A 15,221-nucleotide genomic window follows, 5' to 3' on the forward strand; every position below is an offset into this window, starting at 1 on the left:
TCAATACACGTCGCGCACGTAGCGCTTCTCCGCGACGAGCTGCTTCTTGAAGGCCAGCGCGGCGTCGGAGTCCAGGTTGCCGTGGACGCGGGCGATGCGCAGCAGGGCGTTGTCGACATCGCCCGCCATGCGGGTGGCGTCGCCGCAGACGTAGAGGTGGGCGCCGTCGCGCAGCCAGGACCACAGCTCCGCGCCGTGTTCGATCATGCGGTGCTGCACATAGATCCGCTCGCGCTGATCGCGGGAGAACGCCAGATCCAGGCGGGTGAGAAAGCCCGTGCGGAACATGTCCTCGAGCTCCTCGCGGTAGTAGAAGTTGTCCGCGGCGTACTGATCGCCGAAGAACAGCCAGTTGCGCCCGGTGCAGCCCAGCGCCCGCCGCTCGTGCAGGAAGCCGCGGAAGGGTGCGATTCCGGTGCCGGGGCCGATCATGATCATCGGCGCGGTCGGGTCCAGCGGCGGGCGGAAATGCGGTGCGCGCTGCAGGAATACCGGCACCTCACCGTCGGCGCAGCGATCGGCGAGGAAGGTCGAGCACACCCCGCCGCGGCGCGCCCCGGCCTCGCCGTAGCGCACGATGCCGACGGTCAGCTGTACCTCGTGCGGGGTCACCAGCGGGCTGGAGGAGATCGAATACTGGCGCGGCTGGAGCTTTTTCAGCACGCCGAGCCAGTCCAGCGGATCCGCCCGCACCGGGAAATCGCGCAGCACGTCGACCGCCTGCCGGTCCCACAGATACCGGTCCAGTTCGTTGCGGTTGTCCCGGCGCAGCAGTTTGGCCAGGCGCGGGCTGGGATTGCGCTCGGCGATGAAGCTCAGCAGATCGTGGCTGACCTTGCTGATGTCGAAACGCGTGCGCAGCGCCTGGGCCAGCGGCAGCTCGCGGCCGTCCACCTCGACGAACCACTGACCGTCCAGCCCGGTCACCGACAGCCATTCGGCCACCAGATCCTCGCTGTTGGTGGGCCACACCCCCAGCGAGTCGCCGACCTCGTAGGAGACATCGAGCTCGCTCAGATCGAAACCGAACTGCCGCACCTCCTTCGCCGAGCCGGGCCGCGACAGCAGTTCGTTGCGGACCAGCCGGGCCGCCAGCGGCGTGTTGCGCGTGAAGCGGGCCTGCTGGGTGCGCCCGAGCGGCGGCGCCTCCGGCCGGGTCAGCAGGATCGTCGTCCCGCCGGGCGGCGGCGCCGCGGGGGTTCCGGCCTCGCCCGCGAGCGCCGCGATCACCTCGTCGACCCACCGCGCGGACAGCGGCTCGTGATCGGGTTCGCTGTCGATCCGGGCGAGCAGCCGGGTCGCGCCGCGCTCGGCCAACAGCTGATCCAGTCGGCGGCCGTGCCCGCAGAAGTCGTCGTAGGAGGAGTCGCCGAGGGCGAATACGGCATAGCGCAATCCGGTGAACCGAACTGTGCTGTCGTGCAGGCGATCCCAGAAGTCCGCGCCGTTGTCGGGCGGACCGCCGTCGCCGAAGGTGCTGGTGACGACCAGGGTGTCACCGGTCAGCTCGCTCGGCTCGCAGGAATTCATGTCCAGCAGCCGCGGCGCGAAACCGGAGGCGGCCAGTCGTTCCGCCACGGCGGCCGCGAGTTCCTCCGCGGTGCCGGTCTGCGAGGCCCACAGCACGGTGATCGCGCGGGCGGCGGAATCGGTTGCGGGCGTGTCCATTTCACCCGCCCTCGAGTACATACCCGCCAGCAGCCCGTCGACCCACAGCCGGGTGCGCGCCGAGAGCGGGGCCGATTCGGGCAGTACGGGCACCTCCCGCACCGGAAGCGATCGCAGCGCGGCGAGATAGCCGCCGAGGTAGATCCGCTCGCTCTCGCTGAGCGTCGGCGGCGTGGCGGTGTCCAGGCCGAGCATCGCGGCCAGCGGATGCGCCGCGCCGTCCGGCAGCGATGGCGGCTCCGGCACCGGGGCCACCCGCCGCAGCGCCACCGCGCACGCCTTGAACTCCGGTTGCAGCGACGCCGCGTCGACCGCGTCGTTGGTCACGGCGTTGACGGTCAGATACTCGCCCTGCTCGTCGTTCCAGTGGAACGGCGCGAAACAACATCCCGGCTGTACCCGATCGCTGATCCGCACCGGCAGCACGGCGCGCCCGCGCCGCGAGGCGAGCTCGAGCTGATCGCCCGCGCGCACGCCGAGCCGCTCGGCGTCGTCGGGATGGACCTCGAGGAACGGCTTTCCGTCGAGTCGGTTCAGTTTCGGAATCCGCCCGGTCTTGGTCATGGTGTGCCACTGATGGGCCAGCCGCCCGGTGTTCAGCACGAACGGATAGTCGTCATCGGGCATTTCCTCGGGCAACATGTGCGGCCGCGGCCAGAACACCGCGCGGCGGCTCGGCGTCGCGAAGGCCAGCCGCGGTCGATTGCCGTCCTCGTCGACGAACAGCGTCTGGCTCACGCCGTCGTTGTGATAGCGCACCGGGTTTCGGCGCTGCGCCGGATCGGGGCACGGCCACTGCATCGGTCCCGCGCGGAGCTCGTCGTAGCTGATCCCGCGCAGGTCGTAACCCGTGGCGGGATTGGCGAAGCGGCGGATCTCGTCGAAAACCTCGGCGCTGGAGGCGAAGTCGAAACCGTCGAACCCCATGGCCGTGGCCACCTGCGCGATCAGCTGCCAATCCGGCCGGGCCTGGCCGATCGGGTCGACCGAGCGCCGCAGCAGGGTGACGGTGCGCTCCGAATTCACCATGGTGGCATCGGATTCGGCCCACAGCGTGGCGGGCAGCAACAGATCGGCATAGGCGTTGGTGGCGGTGTCGGTGTAGACGTCCTGTGCCACCACGAGTTCGGCCGCCTCCAGCCCGGCGATCACCGTCTTGCGATTGGCCACCGACGCAACGGGATTGGAGCAGATGATCCAGCACGCCTTGATCCGCCCGTCGGCCAGGCCGCGGAACATCTCGATCGTGCCCGGCCCGGCCGCGTCCCGGATGGTTCCCGGCGCCAGTCCCCAGGCCGTCTCGACGAAGGTGCGGTCGGCCTCGGACAGCACGCTGCGCTGTCCGGGCAGCCCCGGACCCATATAGCCCATCTCGCGTCCGCCCATGGCATTGGGCTGTCCGGTCAGCGAGAACGGACCGCTGCCCCGCCGGCAGATGGCCCCGGTGGCCAGGTGCAGATTGCAGATCGCATTGGTGTTCCAGGTGCCGTGAGTGGACTGGTTGAGGCCCATCGTCCACAGCGACATCCATTCACCCGCCTCGCCGATCCACCGTGCGGCCGTGCGGATGTCGTCGGCGGCCAGTCCGGTGAGCTCGGCGACCCGGTCCGGGGGATAGTCGGCCAGGAACTCCGGCATCGCCTCCCAGCCCTCGGTGTGCGCGGCGATGAAATCCTCATCGATATCACCGTTCTCGACGAGCAGATGCAGCAGGCCGTTCAGCAGTGCCAGGTCGGTGCCGGGACGGATCTGCAGGAAAAGGTCCGCGTGCGTGGCGGTTTCGGTGCGCCGCGGATCCACGACGATCAGCCGCGCGCCCGCCTTGAGCCGATCGGCCATGCGTAGGTAGAGGATCGGGTGACAGTCGGCCATATTCGCGCCGATCACGAAGAACAGATCGGCGTGGTCGATGTCGTCGTAGGAGCCGGGCGGGCCGTCGGCGCCGAGCGATTGCTTGTAGCCGGTCCCCGCGCTGGCCATGCACAGCCGCGAATTGGCCTCGATGTGAACGGTGCGCAGATACCCCTTGGCCAGCTTGGTGGCCAGGTACTGCGCCTCCAGCGACATCTGCCCGGAGACGTAGAGCGCGATCGCGTCGGGCCCGTGTCGCTCCAGGATCTCGCGCAGCCGAGCGGCGGCCTCGCCCACCGCGTCGTCGACCGCGACCGGCACCGGCGGCTGGCCGCGCTCGGGGCGGCGCAGGGCGGTGGTCATGCGGCCGGGGGCGGCCATGAGGTCGGCGTGCGTGGCGCCCTTGGTGCACAGCCGACCGGCATTGACCGGATGCAGTTTGTCGCCCCGGACCTTGGCGATGACCGGCACACCCCGTTCGCCGGGCCTGGTCTCGACGATCATTCCGCAGCCGACACCGCAGTAGGAGCACGTGGTGGCCGTGGTGGCCGGTGCGCGGCTGGGTACTGCATCCGACGACATAGGCCGATCATCTCCACCCGCGATTGCGCCGGATTTACCGAACGTTATCGCCAGGTGACGAAGCCCCACACAGCCGAATTTCGGGCCTGTGAGGAGTGACCGATATCACCGCGAAGTCCCTGCCGCCCGGCCGTGGCCGGTGCCGACGGTACGTTACCCCAGCTTGTAGCCCCGGTGCAGGGCGACGATTCCGCCGGTCAGATTGCGCCATTTCACCGTCGACCACCCGGCGTCGGCGATGCGCAGCGCCAGCTGCGGCTGATTGGGCCACGCCCGGATGGACTCGGCCAGGTAGACGTAGGCGTCCGGATTGCTGCTCACCGCGCGCGCCACCCGCGGCAGCGCCTTCATCAGGTACTCCATGTAGACGCGGCGGAACGGGCCGAACGTGGGGGTGGAGAATTCGGCGACCACCAGCCGCCCGCCGGGTTTGGTCACCCGCAGCATCTCCCGCAGCGCCGCGTCCGGGTCGGAGATGTTGCGCAGTCCGTACGAGATGGCGACCGCGTCGAACGCCTCGTCGGCGAACGGCAGGGCGGTGGCATCGGCGGCGACCATCGGCACCTCGCGGAACCGCCCGGCCGCCAGCATGCCCTGGGAGAAGTCGGCGGCCAGGCACCAGGCCCCGGATTTCGCGAATTCGGCCGTCGAGACCCCGGTCCCCGCGGCGAGGTCGAGCACCCGCTCGCCGGGCCGCAGCGCCAGCGCCTTACGGGTGGCCCAGCGCCAGTATCGGTCCTGTCCGCCGGTGAGCACGGTGTTGGTGAGGTCGTACCGCTTGGCCACCCCGTCGAACATCGACGCGACCTCGTGCGGTTGCTTGTCCAACGAGGCCCGAAACGACTCTGTCTTCGCCACGACTGCGACCCTACCTGGCCAAATATCGGAACAGGATCACCCAGGCGTCCGGCGGGACATAGCCCACGGGCACCCCTTCCGGTATTCCCGCTGCCGCACAAGCCCTTCGGACCGCCTTGGCGGGAAAGCGGCGGCGCAGCGAGGCCGTCAGGCAGCCGCCCGTGCCGGCGAAGCCGATCTCCACCAGCGCGCGGTAATCGGCCCGTGTGGCGCCGGGCAGCAGCGGCGTCGCGCGGCGCTCGAGGTGCAGCACGGCCGCATCGACGCGCGGGACCGGATGAAAGCTCGTGCGGGCGATCTTCGGCCCCAGGCGCAGTGCGGTCCACGGCCACTCGCCGACGGTGAGCTTGGACCAGCGTCCGTAGTCGCCGGAATGCTTGCGGGCGAATTCCAGCTGGGTCACCAGGGTGGCCGAGGTCAGTCCGGGGGCGGCCAGGCACCAGCGCACGATGTCGGTGGTTATTTGTCAATAGCCGGTATATTGGTTGCGTGACGGAGAACACCCGTGCGGCCCGACGTGAACGCCTCGATATCGCTGCTCAGCTGCGATGGGTCATCTACGCCCGCAAGTCCGGGCCCGGCGACAAATCGCCTGCTGACCAGGAGAAGGCGGGCCGTCGCGATATCGAGAGCATCGGCGGGGTCGTGGTGGAGGTGTTCAAGGACAACCTCTCGGCGTCGCGGTATCGGCGCGTTCAGGAGCGCAAGGGTTTCGTGGCGATGAGGAAGTTCATTCAGGCCGGGCATGCCGACGGGTTGTGGACGTTCGCGCACAACCGCGGCCACCGCGACCTCGACGACTACGTGCACCTGCGGCGCATGTGCATCGAGAGCAGAATTCCGTGGCGCTACAGCGGGCGCACCTATGAGCTGTGGAGGGCCGTGGATCGCCGCGCCGCGAACGCGGACGCGGTGAGAGCCGAAGAGCAGTCCGACGACATCTCCGAAGCGGTGAAGCGGGGCATCGACGAAGCGGTGACCGCGGGCGAGCCGCACGGCAAGGTTCTGAAGGGCTACCGGATCGTTCGAGACCCGAACTCAGGCAAGCCGATTCGCCGCGAGCCGATCCCGGAGCAGGCGGCGGTAATCCGCGAGGCGGCGCGGAGGGTGCTGCCGCCGCGGCTGGAGAAGCTGCAGCGGGTGAGCCGTGACCTGACACCGGCATGGGAGAAGGCTGGCGGGAAAGGCGCTTTCGACCTGAAGGCGCTCCGTAAGATTCTGACCAACCCGAGCTATGCCGGCCTGCGGACCCACAAGGGCCAAGTTGTGCGCGTCGGGACGTGGGAAGGCATTCTCACCGTCGACGAGCACGAGCGTCTGGTCGCGCTGCTGGACGATCCGTCCCGGCGCACGCACCGCGGCAACGAACCGGTCCACCTCGTCTCCTACATCGCGACGTGCACGCAATGTAAGGAAGTGGTGCACGGGCGGACGCCGACGAGGAGCCGCCGCGGCTACCCGTTCTACACCTGCGAGGCCGGGTGCGTGGGTCGGGGCATCGCGAAGGTCGACGCGCATGTCGAGGAGGTGCTGTTGCGGCTGCTCGAGCATCCGGACACGATGGCGAAGCTGATGGCCGAGGACGCCGAGGGCAAGGCATCGGTCGACGAGCAGCTGGCGCATATCGAGCGGTTGCGCAACAACATCCGAGTGTTTGTGAAGCAGGCCGCGCGGACTGGGCTGACCGCTGCGGAGGTCGACGAGTACGTGAGCGAGGTGAAGACGCAGATCCGCGAAGCGGAGGAGCGGATGAAGGCCTCGATCGGTGATCCGGTGTTGGCTGGGATCGTCGGGCCGGACGTGCGCCGGGCGTGGGCCGGCTATGACATGGTGCAGAAGCGTGACGTGATTCGGCGAGCGATGAAAATCGAGATCCGGCCAGTCGAACATCGCGGCCGATACAGCGAGGTGGGGGTAGAGATCTATCCGTTGCGTGGGTTGGCCGCCGTGCCGATGGAAATCAATTGATCGGCGCGGCGAACACTGTTGTGTAGCAGAGATATTGGGGGCAAGTCCCTTTCGCGCAGAGGTAGCCCAAGGGTGTCTATCGGATTGTTTCCGTCCGGTGTTAGCTGGCAAGGAAAACCGGAGCGTTTCCCTGCAAAACCCTTGTGCGCTGGTGGAATCGGGATACGATCTAGCCGGGATGACTCAGTTGAGCCATCGGCGGGGGTCGGGGAGAAGTAGCGGAAGGTTTGACGATGACGTCATTCACACGAGATGGGGTGGGACTCGCGTGATCGGACCTGCCCTGGCAGCACTAGGGATCGCGATCACGGCGCCGCGCGGTGAGATCACGACCGCTGGTGAGACGATCGAGATCGGAACTGTGATCTGGCGCCACGACGGCGTTACCGTTATTCCGCGTCGGGGCATCACCCATCGGATGGCTCGGTGCTTGCAACAGGCCGCCGAAGACGCCTGGTTTCATGGACCACAACCTGGTTGGGCACCCTGCCGTATAGGGATGGTTGGTTGTGTTCGAATCCGGGCGTCGATCATCAACTGGCTGAAGCAATGTGGGCGTTCTAGAGAACGCATGGACATTGTGGGGGCGACGCTCAGTCCGGCCTGTCCGGAGCGTTCTGCTGTTCCAGTTCGGCGAGCATTTCCGGGGTCAGCTCCGCCAGCTGCTCCGGGGAAGGCGTTCCCCAGATGTAATCGGCGCTCCCGTTCTTGGTGGCTGGCCGGGCAGCATCGTCGGCGGCGGCCACGGCCGCCTCTTCGGCTCGATGCTCGAGTTGCTCGGCCTCGATCAGGGCGCGGAGCACTTCGATCGCGACGCGCCGCCGCTTAGGGGAGAGTTGATCTACCCCTTCGGGCAACTCGTCCTTGAACGGGGCGGCCGGTGAGGGGCGGCCAGCGGCTTCGAAGGCTACTCGTTGGGGTACCTCGGCGAGGAAGGCGATCGCGCGAATGGTGGCGTCGGAGGGGCGCGATTTGTACTTTCCGCTGAGGATCAGGGAAGCGGTTCCTCGGTTGAGGCGCATATCCGTACCGGCCGATCGCGCGGCGTCCTCGACACGCTTCTCCATCGCGCGGGTGGATAACCCGCGATCGGCCACGCCTTGCAGCAGTTCCCGCAACGTCGTCACGAATCTAACTCTCCCGGTACGTGCATTGCTGCGCTAGGACGCGCCCGTAGGGGTGTTGGCAACCATCCGCATGATGATGGCACATCTAGCTGCACGAATGACAGTTGACAGTCTATCAACGATTGCTTAGTGTCATAATTGACAATTGACACCCTGGCAACCTGAGGTGATCATGGCAGCGCGAAAGTATTCATCTCGACGTCGAAAGGACTGTTGGATGCAAGTCCGAGACCCGGCCGTGCTGCGCCGCTGGCGGAAGCAGCGCCGCTACACCCAGCGCGAGCTCGGCATGCTCGTCAAGCGATCGCACACCACCATCCACGCCCTGGAAACAGGGAAGCTGCGCACGTTGAGTGAGGATCTCGCGATCTCTCTCGCGTCACGGCTCGAGGTGCCATGGGAGGACCTGTTCGTCGAGCGCGGCGCTTTCGGTGTATCCGAGCTGTCAACTGCTGTGCAAATCGCATGACGAACGGCCGAGTCATGAAAGAGCCCGCACCCCGTACGCCTAAGCGCCCTTCCGGCGGCTCGAGCCCCAGCCGAGTAACCCCGGACGAGGCTTGGATCCAGCGTCAACTCGCACGATTTCAGCCCAGCGACCTCGACGGTGCCGTCGCGCTGATCCGCTCCTATCGACTCCAGGCGCGCGACGATGCGGCGTGTCACCAGGCCGAGGGGAGGGCGGTATCGTGACCCGCTGGATTTCCCTGTTTGGCGCCGTGGCGGTGAGCGTGCTGGCCGCGTGGTTCGCCGCGCTGTTCGCCACGGCCGCACGCGATTTGCGTGACGAGACCCAGGTCATCGCCGCCCGGGCCCGTCGGGCACAGCTCACCCGTGAGGATTTGTGATGGCCACCGCACTGGCCTGGATATTGACCGGGATCTGGGTGGGCTGCGCCGTAGTCGCGCCTTGGGCCGCGTGCGTCGCGGCCACCCACCGAAACGAGGCGCGCGAGCTGGCTCACCGCACCGCCAGGCACAACGCCGAGGTGCGTAGAAATCTGGCCGAGATACGCGTTCTGGCGCGTGAGATGCGTTGCCTGGCAGCTGAATGCGGAACACTGATCGGCTCGGCGGGCCAACCGCCGTCGCGAACGCGCACGTTCGCGTCCGATACCGGGCTCGTACGTCCCCAGGCTAGCGGGGCCGATGCCTTCGCTGGTACCGCGGCCGTCACCGCCGCGCGGAATGCGGCGAAGCCCGGGCGGCATCGCCGGGCCGAGTCAGAGACCACGGTCGTTCGACCGGCGCAGTGCGCTGTCGTGCGCCCTCCCTCCGATTCGCATGCCACCGACCCTGACGGGATCTCCGTGGTCGAGCCGAAGACCGGCCACCCCTCGGACACGTTGTGCGCGGGGAGCGGCTCGGGCAGCGGTGGCGGCGGGTCCGACCTCGCCGGTGGTGACTGCGGCGGACCCGGCGGGGGTGACTGATGTTGACTCCGAATCGTCTGTGCAGCAGCAGCCTTGCCCTCCTTGTCGGCGCATGGGTCCTGTACGGCACGGGCGTCATCGTCTCCGATCTGTTCCTCGGTACCGCGGCGGTCGCGTTGACCGTGGGCGCCGTTGGCACCGAGTGGGCGCTGCTGGTCTGGCTGCAAGCGCGCCGGAAGCTGGCTCGCCGATACCGGAACGGCCCGTACCTGGTCCCCATCCCTGAATCCCCTTCCTCGCGAACCCTGCTCGCGCGGAAGGCCCGGCCGGTCGCCGACGCACTCCCGCCCGCCGCGGCGACCGGCCACCCCCGCACCCCCGCACACGCGGGCGGCGGACCCCGCGGGTACATCCGGGTCCGGCCGAAACCTCGGCGCGTCCCGTCCCCGCAGGGCTACCACGGCGCCGGGGAGCGGCCCTCCGGATTCGCTCCCCGGCCGCTGCGGAGGACGCGATGACCTCGGTCCTGCCTTCGGTGCCCATGCCGCCTCGGGGCGTGCGAATCCTGCGCGGTGACACCGCGATTCCGGTTGAGGTCGTGTATGTGGGCCTGCGCGAGGACGGCCAGCATGTGTGGGCTGGCACGATCCCGTCTTTCCTCGACACCGACCAGGTCGACTGGGACTGGCTCCCATCGCGCACCTGCCTGGAGTTCGACGTGGGAGGTGATGACCGTGCGTGAGCTGCTGGAAATGTGGGGACTGCTGCGCCCCGCCCCGCTGGTGGTGGCCGTGTTCGACGCGCCGACGCTGCACTGGCTGCCCTAACCCTGAGTCGCCCTCGGCACCGGCGACATTCCCGGCGTTCCGAGGTGCGCGCGGCCCGCGGCCAACCCCTCACGGTGCACCACCGGCTGCGGGCCGCGCTTTCCAACCCTGCAAACACGTGTCCGGTCGCCGCGAACCTCCCACGCGGCGACCGGCCGGACCCGACACATGACCTTCGATCCAGACAAGGAGCCTACCCGACCCATGATCGGAACCACGGAACTGCGGGCGCTCGCCGCGACCGCCCGCACCTACGGCGACGCGGAGTTCGCCGACCTCGCCGACACGCTCGCCGCCCGCCGCGAACACGACTACGACGAGCGGCACCTGGCGCCGCTGGTGCACGCGCTGCACCCACAAGCACCCGAGGACGGAACCTTCGCATCACTGCCGCCGCTGGTGCGCGAGCGGCTGACCGAGCTCGCGACGGCGATCCGCGTCCGTCTCGAGGAACACGGCTGGGCGCGACCAGCGGAACCCGGCCGCCGCTGGAAATACGCGGCCAGCATTCCGGAGGGCGTGCGATTCCGGCCCATCGGCGACCACGAGAACCAGTGGGTGCGTGCCGATCGGTACGCGCTACCCGCGCCTACGGTCGGGGAGGCCGAAGTCGCCGACGCGGCGTTCATCGCCGCCACACTGGACGACGAGTACAGCGACGGTTACATCGAGGTGCTCGCATGACCGCGATTGCCGACGACGTTCGCGCTTATGACGCTTCGGCGGGAGCGTCGACCGACGAGCTGGCGCGCCTGATTTGGATCGCGACGCAGTGTGATCCCGACGATCCCGAGCCCGGGTCGTCGTGGCCGGATTTGCACGCCGGCGAACGGTGGAAGTTTGAGCGGATCGCTGCGCGGGTGCGGACTCACCTCGAGCAGGCCGAGGGCTGGCAGCGGCCCCGAGCGTGGGAGGCGCGTCGCTGGGAATCGGCGATCGACATCCCGGATCGAACCCGATTCCGAGCGGTAGGCGACCAGCGCGAATTCGTGCGCCACGACGAACACGTCCGTGCGGTCGCGCCCCCGAGCGATACTCGCTACCTCCTCGGGGGCCTGGACGCGGTCTTCACCCGCGGCTACATCGAAGTGGTGGTGTCCGCACGATGACCCAAGGGCACTGGCGCATCAACGATCCCGGCGACCGTCGCGAGTTGCGCGAATGGCTCGTCGCCTCCGAAGGCGAGGAGGGGCTGAGCCCCCAGAACTCGGTGCAGCTGCTCGATCTGGTCGACGAGCTGGCCGCACGCTTGGATGCCCTGCACGCCTACGGCGAATTCCTCACCAATCCCTACGTGCCGATCCTCGAGCAGTGGGGGATCGGCAACATCGTGCAGCACTTGGCCGCTCCGGAGCGGCACCCCTGCCCGGGCTCTGCACCGACTGCGGCTTCCGGCCTGTCTGAGGGGAGTGCACCCCAGTGATCACGATCGGTGAACTGCAAGACATGGCTGCGGCGGCCGAGTATCGCGGTGATGCGCGGCTCGCCGAGCTGTTGGCGGAGGAGGCACACGCCCGCACCGAGGCGGCCTCGACCCGCTCCTGCGACGAGCAGGGCAGGCGGTGGTGGCCCACTGCTGCCGCGGTCCCGATCGGCGTGATGTTCCGTTCGACGAGCCCGCTGTGCGAGATCCCGTGGCGGCGCGAGGTCGGCGGCTGCCGCGAGCTGGCGGCGGCCGGGGACGGCCGGGTCTACGCGGTCGGAATCGTCGACCACGTCTGGGCTGAGGGTGGCGGGTTCGTCGAGACCACCGCTGATGAAGCGAATCAGATTGCGAGGCAACAAGAATGAACATTTTCAGCGACGTGCATCTGGGTGTGCGCACCGACGGCAGGCTGGGTGTGCGCTACGACCAGCCGCGGCCCGGGCACGAGCAGCATTTCGGCGGCGTCTCGCTGGAGCTGTCCGACGGTGCGATCTTCGCGCTGTTCCGCACCCCCGAGGACGCCAAGCGCCTCGGTCGCGAGCTCTACGACCGGGCCGTGCGGTGGGAGCAGGATCTGAACGGCGACGCTGCTGCGGACGGCGCGGAGACCGATGTGCGGTATCCGGACCCGGACCTGCTGCGCGAGCAGGCGATCGCGAGCGCGCAGGGGGCACTGTGACAATGGCCGTGACCGACGAGCCGCGCCAGCCGCTTGGTCTGGACTGGCGAGCGCGGGCGGCATGCCGGGAGTGCGACCCGGATCGGTGGTATCCCGAGACGTCGGTGCGGCCGACCTACGCGCGCCAGGTCTGCCTGGAGTGCCCGGTGCGTTCGGAGTGCGGATGGACGGCCTACCGCGCGGACGAGCGGCAGGGGATTTGGGCCGGATTCCGCATGGACCGTGCCAGCGAGCGCGCGGCACTGCAGAACTGGCTGGGCGTGCCCGACGATACGGCCGGGAATGGGACTCCTGTCCGTCGTACCTGCCAGGGGTGCGGGGACATCTTCGAGCCCGCGGAATCGCAGGAGCGGGTGTGCGCGCTGTGCTCGCGGTACACCGACGCCGCCGCGCCGCGCGCGCGGGTGCAGAGGCTGCGTGCGCTCGGCTGGACGATGGGCCGCATCAGCGCCGCCAGCGGCGTGCCGCAAGGCACATTGTTCGACCTGCTCCGTCCTGATCACGCTCGACCGGAGCGGATGACCCGGACCAACGCCGAGAAAATCATGGGCATCATCGCGCCGGAGCTGGACGAGGCGGTGACGCGGTGAGCACTGTTGTGGAACCCGGTAGCGCGGAATGGTTGTCGCTGATTACGCCGAGCAAGGTCGCTGCGATCATCGGTGTGTCCCGGTGGGAGAGCCCGTATCGGTTGTGGCACAGGATGAAAGGGCTCGTGCCGCCGGAACCACCGGCAGACCGGTTCGACGTCGGCCACGCGATGGAGATGGCGTTGGCCGAGCTGTGGCGGATCAAGAACCCGGGCTGGCAGCTGTCGCGCCCTCAACTGCAGATCCGCCGCGATCTCGCCGAATTCAGCACGCTGGCCACCCTGGACCGGCGGGCACGGCGCGGCAGCCGACGGCGGGTGGTCGAATTCAAGATCGCCCGCAAGCTCGAGGACTGGGGCAGCTTCGGCACCGACCAGGCCCCCGCCGACTATGTCGCCCAGCTGCAGTGGCAGATGCACGTCACCGGCTACACCGACGACCCCGCTCACCTGATGGTGATGGGCCCCTACTTCGCCCACCACACCTACGAAATCGGCTACGACCCCGAACTCGCCACCGCGATCGAACAGCGGTGTGCAGCGTTTCATCAGTCGCTGCGTGCGAACCAGCCGCCGCCGCTGGACGATTCGGTGCCCACTTACGAGTGCGTGCGCGAGCTGCACCCCGACCTCGATCCCGAGGTGAACGTCGAGCTGGATCCGCAGCTGGCGGCGGACTACCTCGCCGCCGACCGCGCACACAAAGCCGCAGAGACCACCCTGCGCGGCGCCAAAATCCGCGTGCTCGCCGCGATGGGCACCGCCGCCGTGGCCACCAGCGCGGGACTCGCTGTGGCGACCCGGCGTCGAAGCGGCAAATCCGTTGCCCTGTACGCCGATACGAAAACCCCGATCGATCAACTGAGGGAGTTGACACCTGCATGACCAGCACCGACCTCGCCGTTCCCGCTGCGGCGACGACCGAGCTCACCCTGCGCCCCGACCAGGACAGCTTCACCGATGTGCAGCTGGCCGCGCTGCGCCAGCTCGGCGTGGAGAACGCTCCCGAGGGCGACATCAAACTGTTTTTCCACCTGTGCCAGCGCACCGGCTTGGACCCCTACGCCAAGCAGATCTACATGATCGGCCGTAAGACCAAGAGCACGACCTGGCACAACGGTGAACAAGTCGACCGCTGGGTCACCCGCTACACCATCCAGACCGGCATTGACGGCTACCGCGTCACCGGTGCCCGGATCGCCGAGACCCGCGGCGACGACCTCGAATTCCGCGATCCGCTGTGGTGCGGGCGTGACGGCCGCTGGACCGATGTCTGGCTCGACCCCGACAACTCGCCCGCCGCCGCGAAATACGTGATCGTCAAGAACGGCAAACAGTTCCCGGCCACGGCCATGTACGCCGAGTACGTCCAAATGGGCCCCAGCGGTAAGCAGCCGAATGCCATGTGGTCGAAGATGCCTGCCCACATGCTCGCCAAATGCGCCGAAGCCGCCGCCTGGCGGCGCGCCTACCCCCACGACTTCTCCGGCCTGGTCCTTGAAGACGCCGCCCACACCGTCATCGACGCCGACATCGAGTCCCCGGCCCGCAGACCCGCACCGCGCCACGGCGTGGCCGGCCTGCGCGCCGCGGTCGGTCTGACCGCCCCGCCCGCAAACGAGCACCCGGAGGCGGGCGCGGAGCTGCCTCTGGACAACCCGCCCCCTGCGGACAGTGCCCAGCACAAGACGCTTTCCTCGCTCCTGGACGAGGCCGGATACAAGACCCCCGCGCGCAAACGCGCCTACCTGTCGGAGTTGATCGGACGGCCCATCAAATCGGCGAGAGAACTCACCGCGGCCGAAGCCACACAGCTGATCGACACCCTGGCCGGGGCCGCGCACGCCGCCGCGGCACCAGCGGTGGCCGAGAACCCGAAGGCCACCCCGGCGCAGGTGAAGGCGCTCGAAAACGCCCTGATCGGCGAGGCCGTTCACGACGAGGCCCAGCGCCTCGACTGGGTGCGCAACGCCGTGCACAACCCGGATCTGGCCTCCATGGCGGAGCTGACCGGCGAGCAGGCCGAGGCGATGACGCGCTTTCTCCTCGACGCCCAGGCCGCGGACGCCCACCCGGCCACCGCCGACTCTTCGGGGACATCGTGAGCAGCGTCGACCCGGACACCGTGCGCGGCAGCAACCGACGGTCCGGCTGCCGCCGCGGCTGTGAGGAGAACGAATGCTATTGCACCGAACCGTTTTTCGCTGAGACAGCGGGCGTGTGTGACGGCTGCGGCGGCCTCGGCGGCGAGTGCTACTGCGGAGAGGAATGACT

18 protein-coding genes are annotated in these 15,221 nt (G+C 68.5%); 14 read left to right on the top strand and 4 right to left on the bottom strand.

Annotation, left to right across the window (positions count from 1 at the left end; translation table 11 throughout):
- From NDR87_RS26135 to NDR87_RS26145, 3 genes are all read right to left on the bottom strand, one after another.
- Positions 1-4,101, bottom strand: a complete 4,101-nt coding sequence (locus NDR87_RS26135; protein ID WP_251912838.1) for a bifunctional nitrate reductase/sulfite reductase flavoprotein subunit alpha — start codon at positions 4,099-4,101, stop codon at positions 1-3.
- Between the two features lie 153 nt (positions 4,102-4,254).
- The gene (locus NDR87_RS26140; RefSeq protein WP_308212145.1) at positions 4,255-4,959 is read right to left on the bottom strand and encodes a demethylmenaquinone methyltransferase; all 705 of its coding nucleotides are present in this window, start codon (positions 4,957-4,959) and stop codon (positions 4,255-4,257) included.
- A gap of 10 nt (positions 4,960-4,969) precedes the next feature.
- Positions 4,970-5,422 carry an rRNA adenine N-6-methyltransferase family protein gene (locus NDR87_RS26145; RefSeq protein WP_308212148.1) on the bottom strand — a complete coding sequence of 151 codons (453 nt, stop codon included), beginning with the start codon at positions 5,420-5,422 and terminating at the stop codon, positions 4,970-4,972.
- A gap of 26 nt (positions 5,423-5,448) precedes the next feature.
- Between NDR87_RS26145 and NDR87_RS26150 the strand changes: the two genes are divergently transcribed.
- The gene (locus NDR87_RS26150; protein WP_251912840.1) at positions 5,449-6,927 is read left to right on the top strand and encodes a recombinase family protein; all 1,479 of its coding nucleotides are present in this window, start codon (positions 5,449-5,451) and stop codon (positions 6,925-6,927) included.
- 593 nt (positions 6,928-7,520) lie between these two features.
- Here NDR87_RS26150 and NDR87_RS26155 read toward each other — a convergent pair.
- Positions 7,521-8,054 carry a hypothetical protein gene (locus NDR87_RS26155; protein WP_251912842.1) on the bottom strand — a complete coding sequence of 178 codons (534 nt, stop codon included), beginning with the start codon at positions 8,052-8,054 and terminating at the stop codon, positions 7,521-7,523.
- A 217-nt stretch (positions 8,055-8,271) separates the two neighbouring features.
- Between NDR87_RS26155 and NDR87_RS26160 the strand changes: the two genes are divergently transcribed.
- The 13 genes from NDR87_RS26160 to bet all read left to right on the top strand — a co-directional run bounded on the left by NDR87_RS26160 (position 8,272) and on the right by bet (position 15,052).
- Positions 8,272-8,523 (top strand): helix-turn-helix transcriptional regulator, encoded by a 252-nt coding sequence (locus tag NDR87_RS26160; protein ID WP_251912843.1) that lies wholly within the window; start codon positions 8,272-8,274, stop codon positions 8,521-8,523.
- 220 nt (positions 8,524-8,743) lie between these two features.
- Positions 8,744-8,902 carry a hypothetical protein gene (locus tag NDR87_RS26165; protein ID WP_251912844.1) on the top strand — a complete coding sequence of 53 codons (159 nt, stop codon included), beginning with the start codon at positions 8,744-8,746 and terminating at the stop codon, positions 8,900-8,902.
- The gene (locus NDR87_RS26170; protein WP_251912845.1) at positions 8,902-9,486 is read left to right on the top strand and encodes a hypothetical protein; all 585 of its coding nucleotides are present in this window, start codon (positions 8,902-8,904) and stop codon (positions 9,484-9,486) included. The genes NDR87_RS26165 and NDR87_RS26170 overlap by 1 nt, the downstream gene beginning before the upstream one ends.
- Positions 9,486-9,944, top strand: coding sequence for a hypothetical protein (locus tag NDR87_RS26175; protein WP_251912846.1), 459 nt, complete (start codon positions 9,486-9,488; stop codon positions 9,942-9,944). Before NDR87_RS26170 ends, NDR87_RS26175 begins: the two co-directional genes overlap by 1 nt.
- Positions 9,941-10,168 carry a hypothetical protein gene (locus NDR87_RS26180; RefSeq protein WP_251912848.1) on the top strand — a complete coding sequence of 76 codons (228 nt, stop codon included), beginning with the start codon at positions 9,941-9,943 and terminating at the stop codon, positions 10,166-10,168. Before NDR87_RS26175 ends, NDR87_RS26180 begins: the two co-directional genes overlap by 4 nt.
- Positions 10,169-10,457: 289 nt before the next feature.
- Positions 10,458-10,937 carry a hypothetical protein gene (locus NDR87_RS26185; RefSeq protein WP_251912849.1) on the top strand — a complete coding sequence of 160 codons (480 nt, stop codon included), beginning with the start codon at positions 10,458-10,460 and terminating at the stop codon, positions 10,935-10,937.
- Positions 10,934-11,362 carry a hypothetical protein gene (locus tag NDR87_RS26190; RefSeq protein ID WP_251912850.1) on the top strand — a complete coding sequence of 143 codons (429 nt, stop codon included), beginning with the start codon at positions 10,934-10,936 and terminating at the stop codon, positions 11,360-11,362. The genes NDR87_RS26185 and NDR87_RS26190 overlap by 4 nt, the downstream gene beginning before the upstream one ends.
- Positions 11,359-11,676 carry a hypothetical protein gene (locus tag NDR87_RS26195; RefSeq protein WP_251912851.1) on the top strand — a complete coding sequence of 106 codons (318 nt, stop codon included), beginning with the start codon at positions 11,359-11,361 and terminating at the stop codon, positions 11,674-11,676. Before NDR87_RS26190 ends, NDR87_RS26195 begins: the two co-directional genes overlap by 4 nt.
- Positions 11,673-12,044 (top strand): hypothetical protein, encoded by a 372-nt coding sequence (locus NDR87_RS26200; RefSeq protein WP_251912852.1) that lies wholly within the window; start codon positions 11,673-11,675, stop codon positions 12,042-12,044. Before NDR87_RS26195 ends, NDR87_RS26200 begins: the two co-directional genes overlap by 4 nt.
- Positions 12,041-12,358, top strand: a complete 318-nt coding sequence (locus NDR87_RS26205) for a hypothetical protein (protein WP_251912853.1) — start codon at positions 12,041-12,043, stop codon at positions 12,356-12,358. Before NDR87_RS26200 ends, NDR87_RS26205 begins: the two co-directional genes overlap by 4 nt.
- Positions 12,359-12,360: 2 nt before the next feature.
- Positions 12,361-12,948, top strand: a complete 588-nt coding sequence (locus tag NDR87_RS26210; RefSeq protein ID WP_251913249.1) for a WhiB family transcriptional regulator — start codon at positions 12,361-12,363, stop codon at positions 12,946-12,948.
- Complete coding sequence (locus NDR87_RS26215; protein ID WP_251912854.1) at positions 12,945-13,832, top strand: YqaJ viral recombinase family protein; 888 nt, start codon at positions 12,945-12,947, stop codon at positions 13,830-13,832. Before NDR87_RS26210 ends, NDR87_RS26215 begins: the two co-directional genes overlap by 4 nt.
- Positions 13,829-15,052, top strand: coding sequence for a phage recombination protein Bet (gene bet, locus NDR87_RS26220; protein ID WP_251912855.1), 1,224 nt, complete (start codon positions 13,829-13,831; stop codon positions 15,050-15,052). The genes NDR87_RS26215 and bet overlap by 4 nt, the downstream gene beginning before the upstream one ends.
- Positions 15,053-15,221: the final 169 nt, after the last annotated feature.

Source organism: Nocardia sp. CDC159, from assembly GCF_023740735.1.
Lineage (GTDB): Bacteria > Actinomycetota > Actinomycetes > Mycobacteriales > Mycobacteriaceae > Nocardia > Nocardia pulmonis.